At 45.1% G+C, this 22793-nt stretch carries 23 protein-coding genes and 1 pseudogene; 9 read left to right on the forward strand and 15 right to left on the reverse strand.

Translation table 11 applies throughout. The annotated features are described in order from the left end of the window. Window positions 1-94 precede the first annotated feature (94 nt). On the reverse strand, window positions 95-907 hold the full coding sequence (locus ACFP56_RS04785; protein ID WP_379231668.1) for an aminoglycoside N(3)-acetyltransferase: 813 nt from the start codon (window positions 905-907) through the stop codon (window positions 95-97). A gap of 195 nt (window positions 908-1102) precedes the next feature. Between ACFP56_RS04785 and ACFP56_RS04790 the strand changes: the two genes are divergently transcribed. The 6 genes and pseudogenes from ACFP56_RS04790 to ACFP56_RS04815 all read left to right on the forward strand — a co-directional run bounded on the left by ACFP56_RS04790 (window position 1103) and on the right by ACFP56_RS04815 (window position 5999). Next, entirely contained in the window at window positions 1103-1585 is a 483-nt protein-coding gene (locus ACFP56_RS04790; RefSeq protein WP_379231670.1) for a spore coat protein, read from the forward strand. A 392-nt stretch (window positions 1586-1977) separates the two neighbouring features. Continuing rightward, entirely contained in the window at window positions 1978-3363 is a 1386-nt protein-coding gene (locus ACFP56_RS04795; RefSeq protein ID WP_379231672.1) for an arsenic transporter, read from the forward strand. 29 nt (window positions 3364-3392) lie between these two features. Further along, window positions 3393-4064 (forward strand): DUF2642 domain-containing protein, encoded by a 672-nt coding sequence (locus ACFP56_RS04800; RefSeq protein ID WP_379231674.1) that lies wholly within the window; start codon window positions 3393-3395, stop codon window positions 4062-4064. Between the two features lie 124 nt (window positions 4065-4188). Then, window positions 4189-4402 (forward strand): annotated as a pseudogene (locus ACFP56_RS04805) (IS1595 family transposase); the annotation flags it as partial. A gap of 137 nt (window positions 4403-4539) precedes the next feature. Continuing rightward, window positions 4540-5184 (forward strand): hypothetical protein, encoded by a 645-nt coding sequence (locus ACFP56_RS04810; protein ID WP_379231676.1) that lies wholly within the window; start codon window positions 4540-4542, stop codon window positions 5182-5184. Between the two features lie 314 nt (window positions 5185-5498). Continuing rightward, a complete protein-coding gene (locus ACFP56_RS04815; protein ID WP_379231678.1) occupies window positions 5499-5999 on the forward strand; it encodes a C40 family peptidase in 501 nt (166 codons plus the stop codon). A gap of 315 nt (window positions 6000-6314) precedes the next feature. Here the strand turns inward: ACFP56_RS04815 and ACFP56_RS04820 are convergent, their stop codons facing one another. From ACFP56_RS04820 to ACFP56_RS04835, 4 genes are read right to left on the reverse strand one after another with little or no spacing between them, the layout of a single operon-like run. Continuing rightward, on the reverse strand, window positions 6315-7124 hold the full coding sequence (locus ACFP56_RS04820) for an ABC transporter permease (protein ID WP_379231680.1): 810 nt from the start codon (window positions 7122-7124) through the stop codon (window positions 6315-6317). Further along, entirely contained in the window at window positions 7121-8071 is a 951-nt protein-coding gene (locus tag ACFP56_RS04825) for an ATP-binding cassette domain-containing protein (RefSeq protein ID WP_379231682.1), read from the reverse strand. The genes ACFP56_RS04820 and ACFP56_RS04825 overlap by 4 nt, the downstream gene beginning before the upstream one ends. A gap of 2 nt (window positions 8072-8073) precedes the next feature. Continuing rightward, complete coding sequence (locus ACFP56_RS04830) at window positions 8074-8922, reverse strand: NAD(P)H-binding protein (RefSeq protein WP_379231684.1); 849 nt, start codon at window positions 8920-8922, stop codon at window positions 8074-8076. Further along, window positions 8919-9833, reverse strand: coding sequence for a helix-turn-helix transcriptional regulator (locus ACFP56_RS04835; RefSeq protein ID WP_379231686.1), 915 nt, complete (start codon window positions 9831-9833; stop codon window positions 8919-8921). Before ACFP56_RS04835 ends, ACFP56_RS04830 begins: the two co-directional genes overlap by 4 nt. A 427-nt stretch (window positions 9834-10260) precedes the next feature. Between ACFP56_RS04835 and ACFP56_RS04840 the strand changes: the two genes are divergently transcribed. Continuing rightward, window positions 10261-10761, forward strand: coding sequence for a C40 family peptidase (locus ACFP56_RS04840; RefSeq protein WP_379231688.1), 501 nt, complete (start codon window positions 10261-10263; stop codon window positions 10759-10761). Between the two features lie 27 nt (window positions 10762-10788). Here ACFP56_RS04840 and ACFP56_RS04845 read toward each other — a convergent pair whose 3' ends face one another. The 4 genes from ACFP56_RS04845 to ACFP56_RS04860 form a co-directional block, all read right to left on the reverse strand. Continuing rightward, window positions 10789-11937, reverse strand: coding sequence for an NAD(P)/FAD-dependent oxidoreductase (locus ACFP56_RS04845; RefSeq protein WP_379231690.1), 1149 nt, complete (start codon window positions 11935-11937; stop codon window positions 10789-10791). Window positions 11938-11970: 33 nt separating this feature from the next. Then, window positions 11971-12675: a methyltransferase domain-containing protein gene (locus ACFP56_RS04850; protein ID WP_379231692.1), complete on the reverse strand. Its 705-nt coding sequence runs from the start codon at window positions 12673-12675 to the stop codon at window positions 11971-11973. Next, window positions 12668-13819 (reverse strand): type III polyketide synthase, encoded by a 1152-nt coding sequence (locus ACFP56_RS04855; RefSeq protein WP_379231694.1) that lies wholly within the window; start codon window positions 13817-13819, stop codon window positions 12668-12670. Before ACFP56_RS04855 ends, ACFP56_RS04850 begins: the two co-directional genes overlap by 8 nt. Before the next feature lie 197 nt (window positions 13820-14016). Next, complete coding sequence (locus tag ACFP56_RS04860) at window positions 14017-14607, reverse strand: TetR/AcrR family transcriptional regulator (RefSeq protein WP_379231696.1); 591 nt, start codon at window positions 14605-14607, stop codon at window positions 14017-14019. A gap of 191 nt (window positions 14608-14798) precedes the next feature. Here ACFP56_RS04860 and ACFP56_RS04865 point away from each other — a divergent pair, with 191 nt between their 5' ends. Next, the gene (locus tag ACFP56_RS04865; protein ID WP_379231698.1) at window positions 14799-15971 is read left to right on the forward strand and encodes an MFS transporter; all 1173 of its coding nucleotides are present in this window, start codon (window positions 14799-14801) and stop codon (window positions 15969-15971) included. 114 nt (window positions 15972-16085) lie between these two features. On the opposite strand, the gene ACFP56_RS04870 is transcribed toward ACFP56_RS04865, so the two are convergent. The 4 genes from ACFP56_RS04870 to ACFP56_RS04885 all read right to left on the reverse strand — a co-directional run bounded on the left by ACFP56_RS04870 (window position 16086) and on the right by ACFP56_RS04885 (window position 18537). Next, complete coding sequence (locus ACFP56_RS04870; RefSeq protein WP_379231700.1) at window positions 16086-16268, reverse strand: hypothetical protein; 183 nt, start codon at window positions 16266-16268, stop codon at window positions 16086-16088. Continuing rightward, window positions 16249-17418 (reverse strand): MFS transporter, encoded by a 1170-nt coding sequence (locus ACFP56_RS04875; protein ID WP_379231702.1) that lies wholly within the window; start codon window positions 17416-17418, stop codon window positions 16249-16251. Before ACFP56_RS04875 ends, ACFP56_RS04870 begins: the two co-directional genes overlap by 20 nt. Window positions 17419-17549: 131 nt before the next feature. Next, a complete protein-coding gene (locus ACFP56_RS04880) occupies window positions 17550-17852 on the reverse strand; it encodes an ArsR/SmtB family transcription factor (protein WP_379231704.1) in 303 nt (100 codons plus the stop codon). Window positions 17853-17931: 79 nt separating this feature from the next. Next, window positions 17932-18537 carry a TetR/AcrR family transcriptional regulator gene (locus tag ACFP56_RS04885; RefSeq protein WP_379231706.1) on the reverse strand — a complete coding sequence of 202 codons (606 nt, stop codon included), beginning with the start codon at window positions 18535-18537 and terminating at the stop codon, window positions 17932-17934. A gap of 194 nt (window positions 18538-18731) precedes the next feature. On the opposite strand from ACFP56_RS04885, the gene ACFP56_RS04890 reads away from it, so the two are divergent. Then, window positions 18732-19511 (forward strand): nuclear transport factor 2 family protein, encoded by a 780-nt coding sequence (locus tag ACFP56_RS04890; protein WP_379231708.1) that lies wholly within the window; start codon window positions 18732-18734, stop codon window positions 19509-19511. Window positions 19512-19738: 227 nt separating this feature from the next. On the opposite strand, the gene ACFP56_RS04895 is transcribed toward ACFP56_RS04890, so the two are convergent. Together ACFP56_RS04895 and ACFP56_RS04900 are read right to left on the reverse strand one after the other, a co-directional pair. Further along, window positions 19739-21391 carry a hypothetical protein gene (locus ACFP56_RS04895; RefSeq protein WP_379231710.1) on the reverse strand — a complete coding sequence of 551 codons (1653 nt, stop codon included), beginning with the start codon at window positions 21389-21391 and terminating at the stop codon, window positions 19739-19741. Between the two features lie 5 nt (window positions 21392-21396). Then, window positions 21397-22140 (reverse strand): ABC transporter ATP-binding protein, encoded by a 744-nt coding sequence (locus tag ACFP56_RS04900; protein ID WP_379231794.1) that lies wholly within the window; start codon window positions 22138-22140, stop codon window positions 21397-21399. Window positions 22141-22793: the final 653 nt, after the last annotated feature.

Here is a 22793-nt window from a genome sequence, read left to right on the forward strand (position 1 = left end):
TCAGCATGACGCCACTTTATGATGTAACTCTACATAGATCATGGGCTTCCATACGCTTACCCTACTAGGCGGGATCACTGTGTCCTGTTCCAATTTATAATCCTATTCTATTGCTCTGCAGCCATTGCTTGGCAAAGTCAACAGCATCCTTCATATGGAACAGCTTGCATTCTGCGTTCCCTACTTTTCCTACCATAACGCTGGACTCTGTTTCAAGCTGCTCACCAATTCGCGCGAAGTCTTCAGAATCATACTGAAAGTCCTCGAACCATCTCCATACCCGCTGTCCATTCTCAAGAACTGCTGCTCCCATCCTTTTCTTAGGCATGCTATCGATCTGTGCCTCTGCTAGATGAAAGCTCGTGCAAGAATCATAGCCTACACCTAGCAGCAACACCTTTGCTTGGAGATCATACAGCTTCCCTAAGGGCGACGCCATCCCGAACTGCGGGGTTAGCTCATGGCCTGAGGTAATATACTCCGCATGTAATCCGTTAGCGCAAAAGGATGCTTGTGGGTGATCGGATCTCACCGTCCCGGGAAATGTTCTAAAGAGCTCCGCTATTCTCCCCATTCCTCTTGTCGGGGTTATGGCTGGATCGAAAGCGGGCATCTCACGATAAATGATATCGATCCATTCCGTAGGTACAGGAGGATTCTCCCACTCAGCTGGATCGCTCCAATCCGCGCTCTGTGCAGGCATCACCAGTGTTCCACTCTCCCCTACTGCTTGAAGAAGTGCTTGTACAGCAGCTTGAGGACCGCCGCACACCCAGCCTAGGCTTGAAAGCGCGGAATGAACGAGTATCGTGTCTCCTTCGCATATGCCTAGATTTTTCAAGTCTTGAAGCATAGCTTGAACGGTAATCGGCCGCCTTGTACCCTCTATCACTTTATGTTCGCTCAACAGCTTCACCTCTTTTCATCATTACTATTCTCTTTCGAGCTCACTCCCTCAATTTCCTTTACCTTAATTGAAGGTTAAGGGATTCAATTAGACTAGCGCGGATTTCTTGCGTGGAAGCAAATTAACGATGTCATTGTCCATGCAGTACACGTATACATGCAATATAAGTCACTAATAAAAAGAGGTGTTTTTACAATGTCTATTTGCCATTTATCTGGTCTTGTTGGAAAGCTAGTTCGTGTTAACAGGGGCGGACCAGAATCGAGTGAGGGTCTTGTATTAGTAGCTAAGGGCGATTATATTGTAGTCTATGTTAAGCATGAAGGGGTTGTTTATTATAATCTCGAGCATATAAAAAGCATCACACTTCTCAAAAAGCCATTCAAGCATTTAAATAAACATGGTCATCACAGAGAAATCCTTTGGAAACATAACAAGCCACATTCCTTCTTAGAAGCCTTGCGTTCGAAAAAGAATCGCTTAATTAAAATTAATCGCGGAGGTCCTGACAGTATCACAGGTGTGTTAACCAGTGTACATCGCGATCATATCAAGCTTATCGATAAAGAAGAGCCGGTCATTATTTTTACACATCATATTAAAAGCTTCACCCCTTCATTAAGACTAGTCAATCAATTAAGAACGGTACAAAAAGCTGAAAAAAATGATAAAAAATAATATTCCGTATAACTAAACCAGACATTTTGTCTGGTTTTTGTTTGTTTTATGACTAGTTGGAAAATTAAGCAATCATAAGGACGTATATGGATTTTTTATAATACAGGCTCTTTCATTATTACAAAAAAAATTTGTGCTCGTAACATACTGTATCACAGTTGATCCATACCAATATCCCTGCTGTGCGCATCTCCCTCCTCTGCAAACACACAGCACTAGTAAATAGGAGGCAAAAACCATGATCTTTTTAATTATACTGATGGCAGTATTAGGCTTAATACTCTTTATTTTTCTAAAGCCAAAACCTGCAGGTCAAAGTCAGATCGTTTATACCTCAAATCTCAATACCCACAAGCGCACGACTGATGCTTCGATTAGTGAGGCGAAGAAAAATGACTGACTCCCTACTTATATCAGCCAGTATTTTTGTTGTGACCGTAGCTTTGCTTATTATTCGACCATATAAAATGAATGAAGCGGTTTTCGTGACAATCGGTGCTGTGGCAATATGCCTATTCGGGATTGTTAGCTTTACAGACATTATCTCAATAATAGACATTGTTAATGGAGCTGCTATCACGATATTATCAACTATCGTAATGTCTATTGTATTGGAGAGTATAGGATTTTTTAGGTGGGCGGCTTTTAACTTAGCTATTAAATCACAAGGATCAGGAAGAGCACTGTTCTGGTATATTAACGCCCTTTGTTTTCTCATGACAATGTTCTTCAACAATGATGGAAGTATCCTGATTACAACTCCGATTATTATTCAAACGTTAAACGTATTAAATCTGAAAACACACCAAAAAATCCCCTATTTACTTTCTGGAGCCCTAATCGCAACTGGTGCAAGTGCTCCAATCGGTGTGAGCAATCTTGCAAATTTAATCTCTTTGAAAATCGTCGGACTGGATCTCAATGCTTATGCAACTATGATGCTTCTTCCATCCATGTTAGGGTTATTATCTATTTCTTTATTGCTTTTTTACTATTTCAGAAAAAACATTCCCGTGCATATTCCTATTATTTATCGTGAATCTGAGGAATGGTTTCACCAAAGTGCTCATTCTCCATCCAGCATAAAAAGATTGCATCCTTTAATCGCCCCACCTAACACCACTCAACCTTCGACTAATCGTATTGATTGGCGAATGTTCGTCATGTGCATCGTTATCGTTATTTTAACTAGGGTCAGCTTTTTTATATTGCAACCACTAGGTATTTCTACTGAATGGCCTGCTATTGTCGGTTCTTTATGTTTAATAGCACTGCGTTGGTTTAAGAAAGGGATTGCACCTACCGATATTGTGCGGAAAACCCCTTGGCATATTCTATTGTTTGCACTATGTATGTATATCATTGTTTACGGCCTTTACAATGCAGGTTTAATCGATATTATTATCAACCAACTAGGCGGCCTTGTCGCTGAAAATCGATTTAACGCCATTTTTATAATTGGTCCTTTGTTAACGGTGATGTCTAATCTATTCAACAATTTGCCTTCTGTCATGATCGGAACTTTATCGTTAACCGAAATGGATTTGGAGCCTTATATTCTCCATGCTGGATACTTTGCAAGCATTATCGGTGCTGATATCGGTGCCCTCATCCTGCCAATGGGTACGCTTGCTTCATTAATTTGGATGCATATCCTTAAGGAAAACCACATTCATTTTACTTGGCGCAAATATATAAAAACGACACTGTTCGTTATACCGATATCTTTGTTAATAAGCTTAGTAAGCTTGTATGCGTGGCTTGAGTTATTCTATTAATAAAGTTAATAAATAAGAGGTGAGTAAAATTGTTAATATTTCAAACAATGCTAAATAAAACTGTTACGATCGAAATATCGGGCGAAAAAAAACATACGGGAATTTTGCTTGATTACGGTCAGGATATTCTTGTTATTTATAATGGTATAAACTTTATCTATATTCCAACTTTACATGTACAGAACATTAGGACAAATGATATTCTCGACGAAGAAATAGAAGTCCCTACCTTTACCCCCTATGAGAACGAAAATAAATTATCTTATCGTAAAATACTGCAGCACGCTCGTGGGCAATTTGTGGAAATGTACGTCTCAGGAACTTTATCTTTACATGGTTACGTCACTGCCATAATGAACAACTATTTCGTTTTTTATTCCCCTGTATACAAAACAGTCTATATTCCAATGTATCATATGAAATGGTTAATCCCGTATCCAAATGATCGAACACCCTACTCTATGGAGCGTGAGCGACTACCGGTTAGCCCCTCTGTAATCCCTCTCACTCGAACATTTGAAGAGCAATTGCAGAAGTTTATCGGAGATATCGTTGTTTTTGATCTAGGAGTCAATCCTTATAAAGTTGGGTTATTAAACCAGATCAAAGATCACTTTGCTGAAATTGTTATTGGTAAAGGTGAAAGCTTGTTATTAAATTTGCAGCATATTAAAACCGTACATTCTCCAAAACAGCTATAGCGTGCATTCACACTAAAAGATATCATCGTTTAGCACGATTGATTGCAACAAAAGTGATAAAAGCTCATTAGAGATATTCTCTAGTGAGCTTTTACTGTATTAGCTGGCATCACTGCGCGTTGGAAAATCGTCGAACAATTATCGATTCAACTCGAATGGCAAGCAGAGGGTAAAAGGCGTATACCATAATCAAAACGTTAATGATTACCATAGCAGATTAAAAAGATGGATCAGTCGTTCTAATGGTTCCAACCAAATATTTGCAACATTTTCTAGCGTGGTCTCGTTCTTTAGATGACAAGGAGTATGAGAACACAACATATAATAAAAGAATATGTTGATCATGTCTTGCTTATTTACTGTAAAGGAGACTAACCATAATCTTCGAAGAACGACTTTTTCTTGCTGAATGAACGATAGTATGAAAATAGATATTACGTATAGATTTTTCAATTAAGTATAAGGAGGAAAAATCATGAAAAGAATTTTAATTACTTTGATATTTATCATGCTAACATCTATTTTTACAGGATGTACAGTATCTGAATCTAATCTCAATCAAAATTTAATCGGAACTAATGAGAATACATCAGAGGAAATGCCTACAACTAAAGAGACTGATGAGGAAAATTCAGAACAAACAACTGATGATGCCCCAACTATTCTAACTCATGACGATTTCTCACTAGATATTAACAATTCAATTATTAGTCTAAGGGATGAAAATGTTGAATTACAAAATATATTAGGTGAACCAATATCGGAAAATATTGAGGTACTTCCTAATGAGGCGGATACACTCAAAGGTACTTTTATCAAAACAGTAAAATATGATGGGCTTGAAATAATACTGTCTTCTCCTAAAGACGATGGTAAAAATTTTAGTATATTAGAGATGACTGTTAGTGAAAAAAATTACAAAACATCTATGGGAATCGGAATTGGTGATAAGGTTGAAGACATAAAGAATGCTTATCCTAATTTAGAAATAGCACTTGATGGGAGAACAGACCCTAATAATTGTGCATATACAATAAATTATGAGCAACTTAAGTACCTTCGATTTGAAGTAAAGGAAGGTCTTGTTAGTGAGATTAATGTAAGTTATGTGTTTCAATAATAAACAATAAGCATTAGTCTTGTTACGATAGTATAGAACGATAGTTACCGCCTTATATTAATGGGCGGTTTTTTTGTGCAAAATCAACATTAAATATTAAACATAGCTTAACAATAAGAAGATATCATGCGTTGTCAATCCCCCTAAAATTAATGATTTTTCATCCAACTCTAATAATCTCTTAATTTAGCAAGCCTGTTAATGCTTTGCTTCCTCATAGGTAAATAGCGGCAATCTTATCCGTGTTATACTGATCGTACTTCGGGACAGGCCCTAAACTAAAATATATTACAATCATCAGGAGGATTGCCACCATGAAATTGAATAAACGCTCTCTTACTAAAATTATCGCGGTTACTAGCGTAAGCTTTGCTGTCGCTTTTAGCGGAATAGCAATAACTGCTCCTCATACGAATACAGTTCATGCAGCGACAAGCAGCTCTGCAAGCAGCGTTATCGCTACAGGAAAACAATACCTCGGTGTTCCTTATGTATTTGGTGCAAAATCAGGCATTACGTCAGCCTTTGATTGCTCTTCCTTTACACAATATGTATTCAAAAAGAACGGGATCAATCTACCGAGAACCTCAAGACAGCAAGCGAAAGCGGGCAAGTTTGTATCGAAGTCAAATTTGAAGGCAGGGGACTTGATTTTCTCCGATACGAATCGTGACGGTGTCATCAACCATGTGAGCATATACATGGGCAATAACAAGGTTCTTCATACGTACAGCAAGAAAGTTGGCGTAACAATCTCGAACTTTAAAGGCAGCTCATGGGATAAAACCTATGTAACCGCTCGTCGCGTATTGTAATAACATCCATCCTAAAGGACGTGTAGCTCATCGAACATCGAGCGGCACGTCCTTTAAACGTGATGTCGCCAAAGATCCGGAAGCACTGAAATCATTCTACCAAGTCATACAAACCCATATAGTATAGGCCTACCCTTAGGTTGCTTCTAACTCGAAATACGAAATTAGATGATATCTTTGAAAAGTCAATCCCTAGATACACTAACGAACATAACAAAACGTGGCATAAAACGGCAGGAAGTACATTTCAATTTTGCTTATTACACTTAAGTTTTTGGAATATTCTTCTAAAACCATTTCTATTATTCCATCCTGCTATCGCAATTGTCTCCTTAGGTATACATATATCGTAAGCGGAGCGAAGATAGCGATCATAAGAATACCGACGCCAATACCCGAAGCCAGCTCGGCCGTATTTGCCGTGCCATGGAATAATCCCCGCGTAAGCGCAACAGCAACACTGATCGGATTCAAATCAATCATCATCTGCAGCCATCGGGGCATCGTTGAGGTGTCGATGAGCACATTGCTGGCGAACAGTAGCGGATACATAATCATCATGCTTGTACCCGATACAGTCTCCGGTTGTGTGACTACATTGCCGATGAACGCAAACACCCAGCTTGTGCTATAGGCAAAAAACAGAACATAGATTGCTGCAAACAGGACACCATTAACGCCATCGTCCGGTCTGAATCCGAGTGCAATTCCTGTTACTAGAACCGTAAGCAGCGCTGCACAATAACGTAGCCCGTCAGCGATAATTGAACCGAAGAGAGCAGCTGGCTGCCAGAAAGGCATCGTACGGAAACGATGATACACTCCCTTTGCGCTATCCGTGCATAATGTTGTACCGCTATACACTGTCAATGGCACAACTGTCATCACGAGGATGCCTGGAAGCAGATATTGAATATACCCGCTGACTGAGCCAGCAATTGCCCCACCGAACAAAAAGGTAAAGATAAGCAGCATCACGATCGGTGACAGGACCGCCTCGACGGCTAAGCCGAAGCCATTGTTGCTCATGTGCTGCAGTGATCGCCTCATAAACAAGCCTGTTGCAGTAAGTGCGTTCGTACTCCGTAGCTTCTGTCGCGCTTCAATTGTCCGTATGTCACTCATGATCCTGACTCCTTTCCGTTATTAGCAGTCAGCGCAAAATACACATCGTCGAGGATTGGCTCACTTAAGGTGAAGTCTTCAATCATTGCGGATTGGTCGAGAAGCGTGCCAATCACCTTATGAGCCAGAATAGCTTCCCCCGCCACCAGTTTCACAATTGATCCATTATCGTCCATATGAGCTTCTAACCCATATTCACTTTCGATCAAACGACAGATGTCAGCGGGATCGCTCCCCTCCTTCAGCCGAATCGTCAGCATTTTCCCACCGATTGATTCTTTCAGCTGTTCTGGTGTACCGACAGCAATGATTTTTCCAGCGGCAATGAAACCGATGCGGTCTGCCAGCTGGTCAGCTTCCTCCAAATACTGTGTCGTTAGTAGCACGGTCGTTCCATTGTTCACCAGTCTACGCACCACATCCCACAGCTCACGTCGACTCTGAGGATCCAACCCAGTCGTTGGCTCGTCAAGGAACATTACCTTAGGTTGCGAGAGAACGCCGGCAGCAAGGTCCAATCGTCTGCGCATGCCTCCAGAATAATTACCGACTGTCTTCCCTCCAGCATTCACTAGATTAAAGGATTCGAGCAACTTCTCTGCAAGCATTCTAGCCTCCTTACGGTTGTAGCCATGTAGTTCAGCAAACAGCATTAAATTTTGCATGCCAGTAAGCGACTCATCCAATGCTGCAAACTGGCCAGTAACGCTGATATGCCTACGCACAGCAGCAGCATCATGCACCACATCGTATCCGCAAATGTGCGCACTTCCTCGATCTGGAAGCAACAATGTAGTTAACATGTGAATCGTTGTCGTCTTGCCAGCACCGTTCGGACCAAGAAGCGCAAACAACTCTCCTTGCCGAATAGCCAGATCCACCCCACAGACAGCCTCATGAGTCTGGAAAGATTTGTGCAAACCATGTGCTTCAATGGCATAAGCCATCGTTAATCTCCCCTTTCCCGTTCCGTTAGAAACTCCCTTTTATGTTCAACAGCCCATTCCGCAAGCGTACGTGCCGGTCGTCCGAGTACCTGCTCAACCGTAGGAAGTACAGTATAGCCTGCCTCCGGTGGATTTTTCGCGATCTGAACGAAAAACTCAACACTCTCTTCATCATAGCCCTGATCACGCCATTGTTGCCGCGCTTCTTCTTCTGTCTTCTCGATGAACAGAATGTCTTTGCCGATCGCAGCAGCGATGGTGCGCACCGCCTCACGACGAGTCAATGCTTCGGGCCCAGTCAATGGATAGCTTTTACCGTGATGTCCATCCTCTAACAGTGCCTCTACAGCAACAGCAGCAATATCCCTTTCATGGACCCTCGCACTTAGGGCCTCTCCATAAAATTCACGCACATAACCTTCCGTCCGGATAGTCTCTCCCCAATCCGCGAGTACATTAGCCATGAATTCTGCCGGCTTGACCAAGGTCCATTGCATATCACTGGCCCGCAACGACTCCTCTACTGGTCCCTCCTCATAGCCGACCAGCACGACAATACGCTTCACGCCTGCCTCTTCCGCCAAAGCCACGACTTGCGGGTCAGTATTAAGGTCTGCATTGGGTTCATCGCTTGAAGTAATCAGAAACATTGCCTCGACTCCTTGCAAGGCATCCCGAAGAGTTTCCGGTTTCATTAAATCCCCAGCAACGATTTCCACGCCTTCTGGCAATTTGTCTTTCGCCTGTTCCGGATATCGCGTTAACGCCCTTATCGTTCTATTCCGTGTCATCAGTAGTTCCGTCACATGTTGTCCAACCGTTCCGGTTGCTCCCGCTACTAAAATCATCATGTCTCATTTCCTCCTCGTTTTTTCTCATAATGCTGGCAGATGGATTGAAAATGGGCGATGACATCTTCCCGAAGCTCATCTGGTGAAATAATCTCGACGTTTATTCCGTAGCTTGCGATAACCGAGAGCGCATACTCTTTTCTATAAAAGATCGTGCGCACATCGATGCAATCTCCATGATACTCGCACTCACCTGCGAATTGCTCCAATACGCGTGAACGTACAGACATATCAAAACGAAGGTGAGCGCTGATTCCCTGCACTTCATCCCACTCCGGCTCGTCCGGGATATTCCGAGATACAAAGCTTTCATCGGATACATCCAGCTGCGTGATTTGCGATACACGAAAATACCGCCTCGCCCTACGTAATCTACAGTAACCTTCCAGATACCAGATACCTTTCTCCCACAAAAGATTCATAGGCTCCACACTACGCTTGGTTTCCGTTCCAGATGCGCTTGTGTATGTCAGCTTCACGACGCGAGATTGCCGAATTGCTTGAAAAAGCTCCTGAACAACCTCTCGTACATCGTTCGACGTTCTGAAGCCCAGAATCACCGCCTCTCGATTTTCTTCGTTGACCAATCCCGGGTGCAGGCTGGTTAATTTCCGCATGACAGGGGCTACTGCTCCTCCCATCTCGCCCTCCATCGCCTTCAAAAGTGTATAGATCACCGACAATTCATCGACCGAGAAATGCTGCCGCGTCAAGAAAAATCCATTCATTAGCTCGAATCCGCCATCCGCACCGGAAAATGATACGACAGGGATGCCAGCCTGATTGATTATTTCAATATCTCTGTAGATCGTTCGTACCGATACTTCGAATTTGTCAGCCAATTCCGTCGCCGTAATACGCTGTTTGGCCATCAGTTCGAGCGTAATTCCAAGTAAACGGTCTAATCTCATGGTTCTCTCTCCTCGCTCAAATGAAATGCAGGTCATCTAATTGCTATCTTAAACGACCAATCCTGACTACATGGTTGTCAGGATTAAAATACACCAAATAAATTCTCATCGTTCTCTATCTCATAATGACATTATCTCAGAAGTATAATCTGGTGACGTAATAGAAAGCACAAAAAAAGCCACCAAGAGAAATACTCTCTAATGGCCTTACGTTGGTTACTGTGATTCCGAACGAGAGAATGCGTTGTCAATCCCCCTAAAATTAATGATTTTTCATCGAACTCTAATAATCTCTTAATTTAGCAAGCCTGTTAATGCTTTGCTTCCTCATAGGTAAATAGCGGCAATCTTATCCGTGTTATACTGATCGTACTTCGGGACAGGCCCTATACTAAAATATATTACAATCATCAGGAGGATTGCCACCATGAAATTGAATAAACGCTCTCTTACTAAAATTATCGCAGTTACTAGCGTAAGCTTTGCTGTCGCTTTTAGCGGAATAGCAATAACTGCTCCTCATACGAATACAGTTCATGCAGCGACAAGCAGCTCTGCAAGCAGCGTTATCGCTACAGGAAAACAATACCTCGGTGTTCCTTATGTATTTGGTGCAAAATCAGGCATTACGTCAGCCTTTGATTGCTCTTCCTTTACACAATATGTATTCAAAAAGAACGGGGTCAATCTACCGAGAACCTCAAGACAGCAAGCGAAAGTGGGCAAGTTTGTATCGAAGTCAAATTTGAAGGCAGGGGACTTGATTTTCTCCGATACGAATCGTGACGGTGTCATCAACCATGTGAGCATATACATGGGCAATAACAAAGTTCTTCATACGTACAGCAAGAAAGTTGGCGTAACAATCTCGAACTTTAAAGGCAGCTCATGGGATAAAACCTATGTAACCGCTCGTCGCGTATTATAATAACATCCATCCTAAAGGACGTGTAGCTCATCGAACATCGAGCGGCACGTCCTTTAAACGTGTCGCTTTAATCAGCCTCTGCATCAATCCGGGGGTGTAACGGACGCACGGCACGAGCAGACGCGGCAATACAGGAGCTTCAATCATCCATTGCAGCAACCTCCCCCACTGTCTCGGACCTTTCAATTGCTGTTCAATGAACCGCTCATATTGATGCCGCCAATGATCAAACGAGATTTCACCGCTTAAATAACGATCTGCAAGCGCAGCACATACTAACGCAGATCGTAGCGCCATAGACATTCCATCTCCGCATAACGGTGGAATCATAAGTCCAGCATCTCCGACCTGGGGATATCCATTCCAGACAAGCGGCTTGCGGCTTATCTGAACTGGCGCAATGGCTGCTTGAGTACCTGCGATTGGCATAGCATTTGAAAGCTTGTGCAGGAGTTGCGGATTTCTGCTGCAAGCCGCATCTATCCAGCCTTGAATCGTTTTGGGCTTATCTTGAAACGCTTTCTGCCTTAGCAGTGCTGAGACATTGAACCTGCCATCCTCCACTGGAGATATACCTAAATAACCGCCTTCAAAAAAATAAAGCTCTACCGCTGCATCCGTTGTAATACCAGCAACATGTGATTTGACGCCTACATACGGATTTTTCGCTGTCCTAACGTTGGAACGCGCAGGATATGGCGCTGTGCCAGGCACCCGCCCGTTAGCGCCCCATGCGGCAATAACCGTTCGAACTTTGTAGGCGACCATTTCCGTCCCTTGCTTGGTCTCAATGATGAAGCCTTCATTCGCAGGAGTGACAGCAGTTACTGCCGATCCCGTCTGCACATGTGCGCCCGCAAGCTGTGCTGAGCTCAGAAGCGCTGCATCGAGCGAATAACGGCTAACTCCAAGTGCATGACTTGCTAAAGGTGCTTCCAGCACATCTCCATGACTGAAGATGAGACGAGAGCGTTCAATGAGGCTGGGCCGAAGGGATTGAATAAGCTCATTTACTCCGAGTGAGTCAAGCATGCTTTTGGCTTCCGGTGACAGAAACTCACCGCATACTTTATGACGGGGAAATTTTTTGCTTTCCAACAAAATGGTATTCCAGCCACTGTCGGCTAAAGACTTGGCTAAAGCACTGCCAGCAATTCCTCCTCCGATAATAGCCACATCATACGCATACGTAACGATAACGAATCACTCCTATTTTTTAATCATAACCACGTATCGGAACAATGGTCTCCAGGAGTAGTCCATCTCTGAAACTCCAAGTGCGTCTTTCAAATTTCTCCAGTCCTCGGCGCGAAATCCTTTGGCTACAGATAGCGGAGCGTCGTGGCGAATATAACGATTAGTAGAAATTAGACGTGCTGTCAGCCATACGGCTGACCAAGCAATCCAGTGCCGATGAATATCATTAATGACGACACCTATTTTAGATGCACGCAGCATGCTTCGGGTAACCTCAGGCAGTTCCTCAGGACTGAAATGATGAACGAACTGGGTGCCAGCGACAATGTCGAAGCTGTCGGGCGGAAGCTCAAACAAGTCGCGTTGCACAACCTCAACGCGCGATTCATTGCGAAAGAGCTGCCTTGCCTCCTCGCAAGCTTCCTCTGTTCGATCCGCTAATGTCAATTTCATATCTATACCGTTGGCACTCGCCCAGCGCAGAAGCAGCCGATTAACATCGCCTGACCCTGCTCCAATATCGAGAATCGATAAATGAGCTGGCTTGCCAGCATCCTGCCACAATTGCTGTACGCCATACTTCACGGGTCCCGCTGCTTGAAATATCCGATTAATGAGTCTGAGCTGCTGCAAAGCTTCGCGCAGCTCGGCTCCCCCCATTGAAAAATCGTCCATCAGCTCATCCTCAAGCGCTCGATGCCGCAGCTTTTTAAACATAGGCTTCATCCATCTGCCGCAATTCCGGCTGGACGCGCGGAACATATGTAATTTGTATCATTTCGCAAGTAAGACCCGGACCGAACGCGAGCGCTATGCCGCTTGTCATTTCTTTCTTTGCCTCCTCCAGCTCGCGCTTCATCTCCTTCAGCACGAACAATATCGTTGCCGACGACATATTTCCATAATCACGCAGAATGGTGTGACTTGGTCTTGTCTGCTCTTCGGATAATCCGTATACATCCGCAAGCTTTTCAATGATTCCTCTGCCTCCAGGGTGAATAGCCCATAGATTTACTGGCTTATTGCCGACAAGAGTGGAAATTTGTTCTGGAACAAATTGTCCGATCAGCTTCGGAATCGTTGTCGACAGATACAGATCAAAGCCGAAATTGCCTACCTCCCACACCATGTCTGCGGCACCACCTTGCAGTACAACTGAATGATCATCGCCTAATAAAAAGTGTCCACTGCTGACTTCCTCCGATGCATGTCCGACAATACAAGCCGAAGCTCCATCGCCAAAGAAGGAAGCGCCAAATAAATCCTCTCGCTTGCTGGAGGGCTGGATATGAAGGGTGCACAACTCCACACTGACGATCAACACTTTGGCGCCATGCTGATGAGCTGCTAATTCCTTAGCGAGGCACACCGCTCGCAATCCTGCCGCACAGCCTAAAAAGTTAAGCGGAATTCGTTTGACATTAGGAGCAAGCCCAAGCTGTTGAACCAGCTCGGTGTCCAAACCAGGCAGAAATTGCCCCGTACAGCTCACCGTGATTAGATGACTAATTTCTGATCCATCAGCATGTCCATCCTGCAGCGCATTGCGTGCTGCTCGCAGCGCCAACGGCAGCGATTCACGCTTGTAAATTTCCATTCGCTCAGCTGTTGTTGGAACAGCTTGCAGAGATTGTTGCGAGAAATAACGGCAGTCTTGAGCTTTTTCCAGCAAATTGGGTTCGCAGGTATAGCGATTTTCCACACCGCATTGCTTGAACAGTCTCTTCGCCCAGCGAGCGGAGTCCGTATTGTGGCTTAACGCCTCACTTAAACGTTGCGCAGTATCCGCCTGGTTCAGTCGATATTCCGGCACTGCAGTGCCAATTCCCAGTATTGCAAGCTTTGGATTCGTAGCATTCATATCTTACAGCCACCCTTCACATTATCCATTTTCGGACAGACAAGCCCGATTTAAACCAACATATTCGGACAACCACTGTAATATGATGGAAATTCGAGATTAATGTGCAAAAAAGCTCTCAAGATGAATAATCTTGAGAGCTTGGTTGATAGAATTGAGACTGGTGAACTGACAGGGCAGAACGATAGCGCCAGGATCTATCCCAGCAGTTCCTGGGCTCCGTTCATTACTAAGGGCATAGCCTGTTTCACGAATGATTCCGCACTTGTAAGATTCCCCTCATTGTTCCAAACGTAAGCCGCACCATACATCCCCCAACTTAACATGACAGCAGCTGTATTTGTTGAAAATGGCGCATTTGGAGGCGATAGCATCTTGTCTTTGTCGATAAAGGAAAGAAGTATCGTTTGAATTTTTTGCTTTATTTGAATTTCAAATACAGGTGCAAGCGATGTATTTCGTCTTTTACAAATAGTGCTTAGACTTTTATGAAATTCGCATATCCCCAGAAATATACTCTGAATCGTTTCTTGATTCAATACTTCGTGGCCGCTTATTCTACGATCCATAATTGTCATAAATGATTCCATCAGTCTGACCTCAAGAATTTCGAATTTATCTACAAAATGCGCATAAAAAGTCGCTCTGTTCACAGTAGCCCGCTCTGCAATATCTCTTACGGTTATCGATTCAAAGTCTTTTTCTTGAATTAATGAATCAAAAGCGTCTTGAAGAAGGCGTCGTGTACGGATCACACGAGGATCTGCTTGATTGTTTTTAGTTGTCATCGTTAAGATCTCCCCAGTAAAAACGACATTATAGAAATGGTGTTGTCTATACAACGGTTTAACATTATTGATGATTGCGACCATTCGGTTGTTATTATAGCATACTAATACAACAGACGTTGTTCGAACGACCTAATGTTGTATGGAAACAAAATGCTGTATGTCAGTAAAAAACATTAGGAGAATGAATTATGAAAAGTACATGGAAAATTTACGTTCTAGCCTTAATCAGCTTTTTAGTTGGAACATCCAATTACATCATTTCCGGGATATTAGACCGAATCGCAGAGACATTGGGAACAAGCGTTGCGGCAGCGGGTCAGCTCATTACTGTTTATTCCCTGGCCTATGCGGTCGGCACACCTATTTTGATGGCGCTGACGGCGAAAATGGACCGGCGTAAGCTGCTTCTTTATTCGCTGGGCCTCTTTAATATCGCAAATTTGTTGACATATATATTGTCCGGCTTCGGTTTCTTCATAGCCGCGAGAATCATTACGGCATTAGGCGCCGGAGTCGTCACCGTAAACGCGCTCAGCATCGCTGCCAAAATCGCTCCGCCAGGCAAGCAGGCCAGCGCGATTGCCAACGTTACGATGGGCATTACTGCATCGCTCATCATCGGCGTTCCATTCGGCAGAATGGTAGCCTCGACTTTTGGCTGGAAAGCAGTATTTCTGGCCATCGCAACTGTCGGAGTCATCGCCATGCTTGTCATTGCTGTCGTGCTTCCACGTATGCAGGGTGACAAGCCTGTGCCATTGATCAATCAATTTGCATTGTTAAAAAAACCTCAGGTCTTGGTTGCTTTAGCGATTACTTTTTTCTGGTTGGGAGGATATTCCCTCGCCTACACTTATATATCCCCTTTTCTGCTAGAGGTGACTCATTTAAATGAATCATTGATTAGCGCAGCTTTGTTCGTGTTCGGTATTGCCAGCTTGATTGGCTCGAAAATCGGCGGCTACAGCGCAGATAAACGTGGGATCAAATATACACTCGTTTCAGGGATGGTGCTTCACGTCATTTCGTTGATATTGCTATCCTTAGTCGGAGAGTCGGTCATTGCCATATTCGCCATTTTGATCCTTTGGTCTTTTGCCGCCTGGTCATCCGCACCAGCGCAGCAATTTAATCTGGTTTCGCTTGTTCCCGAATCCTCGGGCGTCATGCTGAGCTTGAACAGTTCCATGATGCAGCTTGCTATGGCTGTCGGCGCAGGGGTCGGCGGGGTGATCGTAAACCGTATTTCTTTGGCATCCATTACCTGGTTCGGGGCACTCGGTGTACTCATCGCCATCATTGCCGTATTTGCATTGTCCAGCATAGCATCGCGCTATTCCGCGGTGCAGTCAGCGAATTAAGGCATGCTAAACATGGTGCTGTCCAATAAGCTCACAAACAATAAAAACGCTGAACGAGGAATTCAAGTTTTCTCGTTCAGCGTTTTTGTGCGCACAAAGGAATGGAGCACTAATCTATGAAAAAAAGAAAACCGCTCCAGAGGAACGGAAATTAGTAAGCTTGCTTACGCCAATCTTCAATGGTTTGGACCGAAAATCCGCTGACCACTTTTGCTTTCCATTATACAATACAATCGGAGGCAATCGAAATGTTTTCCGGTTAGACAATGCATCCTCTTCATCCTTGACGGCCGGCACTCATTCTCATCCTCAAGAACGACACCACCACAATCGCAATAGCGACTCCAACCATTCCGACCCATGTAATGGATGACAAAGACACACGGTCGACCATCACGCCTCCAATTGCAGCACCCGCAGCCATGGACAATTGCATCATGGATTGGTTTAGGCTCAGCATGATTCCAGAATAATTCGGTTCAATCCGAACCAGATTGACTTGTTGCGTTGGACCGGAGGACCATGCCGCAAACGACCATAAGATCAGGAGGATGACGATCGGCAGCCACGAATGCGTATAGGTAACGGTTAGTGATAGGAGAAGCAGCGCTATGATGTGCAAGAGCATTCCCCCTAACAGCGTCGGGAATACGCCCCATTTATCCGTGCTGAAACCTCCGAATTTGGATCCGAGCAGGCTAGCGATGCCGAAAGCCAACAGCACTCCACTCAGTATCCCTTCCTTCAATCCGGCAGCATGAAGTAGATACGGTGAAATGTAGGTGTAGGCGATCGAGTATCCACCTAGCCAGAAAAAGGTAATCGTCAGCCCTAGCGCTACGTTTCCGTTTTTCAAGAAGGCAAGTTGCTTGGACAGCGGAATCGGTTTATCCCCTTGAACTCGAGGGATGATGGCGTACAGAACGAACATAGCCGCCAGACCGGCTAGTGCCAATATACCAAAAACAGCTTTCCATCCGAGTTGAGCTGCAACGATACGTCCAAGCGGCACGCCGATAATCAAGGAAGCCGTAAAGCCCATTACCACTGTAGCAATCACGCTGGCTTGTTTGCCTGGGGCGGCAATTTTCGCTGCGATGTCCAAAGCGGTTACCACGACCATTCCCGCGCCTAGAGCCATGATGACACGAGCTGCGAGAAACGATGCGTAGCCAGGCAAAACGAATGACAGTACATTCCCAATTACGAAGATGCCTAGCGCCCAGACCAGCAGTTTATGTCTTTCCACCTTAGCAGTCAACGCCATAAGGATCGGGGTTCCAATCGCGTATACAAAGGAAAAAATCGTGACTAACTGCCCTGCAGAAGTAACGGAAATCCCCATTGTATCCGAAATCTTATCCAAAATGCCGGAAATAACGTACTCTGATGTACCCACCAAAAAAGTAACTAAAGCCAATAAATAGACTTTCCACGTATTAGACAATGCATTCACTTCTCCTTTTTGTTATTTAATAGTTATCAATATGAGGACCCGTTCAACAAATATACATATCGTAATATGTCGATATGTTGGATCAAAAAAAAACTGAATACGTTTGAGGTATTCAGTTTAGATTAGAGTTTCTGGTTCAAATATGCAGCCAACTCGCTGATCTTCTCTTCGTCTCGCTTGTAGTAGGTGTATTTGCCAATCCGCTCGGTTCGAATTAATCCGGCCCGTTGTAGAATGGACAAATACTGTGACGCTGTCGACTGTGTCATGTCCAACTTATCCGTCACCTGACTGACACACACCCCGATTTCCCTCATATCCACTCCTTCATGGGGCACAAAATGTTTTTCGGGCTCCTTAAGCCACTGTAAAATTTGTAATCTCGACTCGTTAGACAACGCTTTGAACACTTCAATTGGATCCATGCCTTTTATTATATCTACATTTTGCGATATGTCAATCTCACTTAGTGTTTCTCCTCCTCCACCTCTACTCTCGCTAATTTTATTCCTCTACGGCGACGCCGGCAGCTCTTAAGTGCCCATAGGCAACGATTTTACTAAACTGAGCTGAAACCTCACTTGCAGAAAGGGGCTTATCGTTTTTAATCCACCAAATGACAATTCCCATAAAAGCCGATCCGAGGTATTCGATCAGCAATTCCTTGGATATCGCTAATGGGGAGTTTAACTGAGCAAGTTTCCACCCCTCCATTAATTTATCTTTAACGATATGCTCCATTTTCGCTTGAAACGGATAGATTCGATTCTCATCAATTAACATCGAACGGTAAAAGGTCATATTTAGAGAAATATGCTCCAGTACAGTTTGCATGACCGTCTCGAGCAGAGAAATGCTGAAAGGATTCATGCTGATTGGACAAAGAGTGATTGCATCCTTTAAATCGCTTAACAGTTCATTCATACATGTATCTAATAAATCAGGCTTGTTTTGGTAGTGGAGATAAAACGTATTTCGATTGATCATAGCCCGATCGGCAATATCCTGGACCGTTATCGCCTCGTATCCTTTTTCCTGAATAAGCTCATAAAACGCTTTTCGAATCGACTGTTTCGTGCGCAGTATTCTTAAGTCGGTTTTCTTATTCATTATTTTCGTTCCCCCTAAATTTTTTTAGGTCGTTAAGCGACAACGTTTTATTAGTTGTCTGTTATCCATCATAACTAAAAATATTGAATATTGAGTGCTATATTAACCTCTATTATAATGAGCAGCAGATAAATAAACAACGTGCTGTTCATTATTTATCTAATGACCAAAAAAATTTCAAGGAGGATATTTCAATGACATCTAACCAGCAAAATGAGCTTGTTCGCAAGGCAGTCGCCGTCCTGGAAAGCTTCGAGAGCGGCAACCCCGAAGCGATTACGGCTTACGTTCATCCAGATCAATATATTCAGCATAACCAGGCTTTAATCGACGGTCGTGAAGCCATGCTTGGCGCACTGGATCATTTAAAGGAGATTGGTACTAAGGTAAGCATTAAACGGACTTTAGTCGACGGAAATGTTGTGGCACTACATTCTGTATATGATTTTCACGGCCCTAAAGTTGTATTTGATATCTTCCGTTTTGAGAATGGACTAATCGTTGAGCATTGGGACAATTTGCAGGAGTTGGTGGGGAAAACACCAAGCAATCATACGATGATTGACGGACCGGTGACGATTAAGGATATCGACAAGACAGAGGCCAACAAAGCATTTGTCAAAAGCTATGTTGAGAACATCTTGCTCGGGAAGAAGCCTGACCTGCTTCACACTTACTTTGATGAAGATAATTACATTCAGCATAGTCCTCATATTGCAGACGGCCTTTCTGGTCTTCACGCTGCTTTGCAGGCACTGAAGGAAAGAAAAGTTGAGTTTGAATATACGCATGTCCATCAAGTCATCGGACAAGGCGATTTTGTTCTTACCGTAAGTGAAGGTCTATTTGATGCTCAACCTACTGCTTTCTACGATTTGTTCCGCGTACAGGATGGAAAGATCGCGGAGCATTGGGACGTAATCGAAGCCATTTTGCCGGAAGAAAAACGAAAAAATACGAACAGTAGATTTTGAAGTTAGTTTGTGAAGTTGATTGTGCAGCAGAATCGCAAGAAAGACATCGCCGAATTTCATTACGGCGATGTCTTTCGCTTCACGAGTATGACGCATGTCTAAGATTGGCCTTGTAATTCGATACAACCATGAACAAGCCCATAAGCTTGATCAGCATATCCGCTTGTCCGTGTACATACAGGTCTCTCCCATAGATTGCGAGGCCCGGGGCTCTACACAGCCCTTACTTAACCACTTCCGCGCCGCCGGGCACCAAACCCGTTGCGCCACACCCACACATTCAAAGCCGCAAGCACAGCTGCGTACAGCCATACGCCGAAGTCGAACAACGTGCACAAGTAGTGCACACCGGCAAACGCGCCCAGCAGCAGCATAAGCGGCACGATCATCAGCGCATCGCTGCCTCGTCCAGTCTGAAACGGCTCGGAAAACGGCATAACTTTGCGTACCGGCAGCCAGCAGATGACGGTAAACAGCATCGAGGCAAGCAGCGCGACAGCCAGATCAGGAACGATGCGCAGCCCGAAGACGAGGCTCATGAAGATGCCGACCACCAAGAAGCACGGCATGTACATCTTGACCAGAAAAGCTTTCAGCGTGCCCCGGTGAGCAAGACCGTAATCGCGTACTGGCGCAACCTGGTAAATCCATGCTCCTTTGTAGCCGCTAGCATAACGCAGGATCATGACGACCGAAGGAATCGACAGCATCGCCAAATAAATGGCCAGGTAGCCCCGTCCCGTCGACAAGCTTTCCAAGGAAAAACCATCCGCTCCGATAAACAAATAAATGACCGGGAAGACGATACCGAGCGCAACCGACGGATACGACTTCAGCTTGAACTCGCGCTCTTTTCCCATCATCGCAGTGGCGAACTGAAAAAACGTCCGCTCTTCCCCGGGGGTCGTCAAGGCGCGTGCCAGAGAATCACCGAGCCTACGCTTCCCTTTCGTCCGCACCGCTCCAGCCTGCGACAGCTTTTGTAAACTGTGTTCGAATGTCGGCATCAGTTTGACGTACACAACGAGAGCCAGCACCGGCACCACAAACGCCATCGCCGACAGTGTTGCGACAAAGCCGCCGCCTCCCGCTTCTACTCCGCCTGACAGCCAGCCGAACGGAGCCCCGAACCAGACCGGAGGCACGAGCAGTTGCCACAGCTTAGGCTCGAATTCCGGCGCAAGACTGGCGAACTCGAACGACCTGATTGCAAACTGATAGCCGACCATCATCATCACGGAAAAGCCGATTTGCGCGTAGTTGATCATATCTTTCAGTTTCTCCCCGTCGAACAGCCGCAGCATCGTCAAATAAACAAGCGCGGTAAAGGTCAGCACGAGCACGACCGCGCCGAGAAGCTCGACGGCAAACAGCGCCATATGAAGCAGCCCGTGACGAATCGCGATGGCCACAAGCGGAGCGGCGGCAAAGGCGCCGGATAAGCCGAGCAAATAAAAGACAATGTGAACGAGCTTGGCCATTGCCACCGTTCGCGGCGCCACCGGCTTCGTCAGCAGCACCGTTTTGTCGCGCAAATCGAGCAGCACAGTGGAGAAATCGGAAATGAGCGCCATCATAATCATAAACATCAAAAGGGCAAACACGATCGTCATTTTAAAAAATGGGGGCAGTTCGAGCAGCAGTACCGGCATGATCAGCAAACCCATCACACCGTACAGCAGCATCGATTTGATAAAATGGTTCGTTTCCTTTTCAGCGTCCACCCCACCGCTCGTGGCATTGAACAACGTAGAAGCGCGGCGTCGATCCATCGTCAGCTTCATCCGCAATATAAGCCGCATCGCACCATAGTCGACGCCAAGCTTCGCAAATAGCGGCTGAAACCGATCCAGCAGCTTTAGCATCACGAAATCGTTCATCCGAGCTACTCCTCCCGAACGATCGACACGAATTGCTCCGCGATCGCCTTAAATTCATGGAAGCCGGTCAGCCTGTTGAAAATATCCTCCAGCGTCCCTTCCTCTGAGCGCTCCTTCAGCTCCTCGAACGTGCCGTCGGCGGCGATTTGTCCTTCCGCCAGCAGCACGATGCGGCTGCTTATTTTCTCCACGACCTCCATAATATGCGACGAGTAAAAAATCGTTTTACCCCCGGCGGCCAACTGAGCCATCAGTTCCTTCACGATCAGAACGCTGTTCGCATCCAGACCGCTTAGCGGCTCGTCCAAAAACAGCAGGTCGGGATCGTGCAGCAAGCTGGACACGAGCATCGTTTTTTGCCGCATCCCTTTCGAAAACGAAGAGATACGCGCCTCGTACACATCTTTCAGTTGAAACAGCTCCATGAGCCGCCTTGCCTTCCGGTCGCATCGTTCGTTATCCAGTCCGTACAGCTCGCCGACAAACGTCAAATATTCGCGGGCAGTTAAGCTGTCGTAAAGCTCGGCGACCTCGGGAACATACCCGATCCGGCGCTTATAGCCGACGTCGCCGTCAGCGATGTCCTGTCCGAACAGCCTCACTTCGCCCGTATAACCTTGCACAAGACCGAGCATAATTTTGACTGTCGTGCTTTTACCCGCTCCGTTCGCCCCAATATAGCCGATAATTTGGCCGGGGTATACGTCAAGATCGATTCCTTTCAGTACATAACGGTCGTCGTATTTCATTCGCAAGTCACGAATGGACAATACCGGTTCAATTCCTCCTCTAGCGATAACGCTCACCTACTTATCGTAAAATGATACATACTTCTGGGCCGGGTTATTAAATCTGCTGCTTTCAGTATATCCGAATCGAGGTACTTCTGCATCCTTTTTCAATTATTTCAAATTTCTGTTTGTAGAAGGCATCCTTGATCGTAATCTGACCAAAAGTTTGAAGCCAATTGCGCTGACAAAGCCCTGGCTTCCTACCTTTACGGAACAGCAGCTTCAGTCGATCCTGAATGAACCGGACCAGCAGTCATTCAACGGCCAACGCGATTATGCGATCATGCTTGTCTTTCTTGATACCGGTTTGCGTGTGAATGAGTGTAAACGATAATGTTATTGCCCGGCATACAAACTCGTCGACCCTTCAAGAATCGTTGGTTCTTTGTTCCTTATGTATGCCAGTATTAAAGTTTTTTCTTTCGACGCCGCTCATCTTTCCTTATTCTAATCCTTCATACTCCGAAGGAGGCCCTTGAAATGCAAAAAAGCCCCCAGGAAGTAATAATCCTGAGAGCTTGTACTGTATGTAGCTGGTACCGGTGAGAGGACTCGAACCTCCACGGTTTCCCACTCGATTTTGAGTCGAGCGCGTCTGCCATTCCGCCACA

The organism is Paenibacillus septentrionalis (genome assembly GCF_042659865.1).
Taxonomy (GTDB): Bacteria; Bacillota; Bacilli; order Paenibacillales; family Paenibacillaceae; genus Pristimantibacillus; species Pristimantibacillus septentrionalis.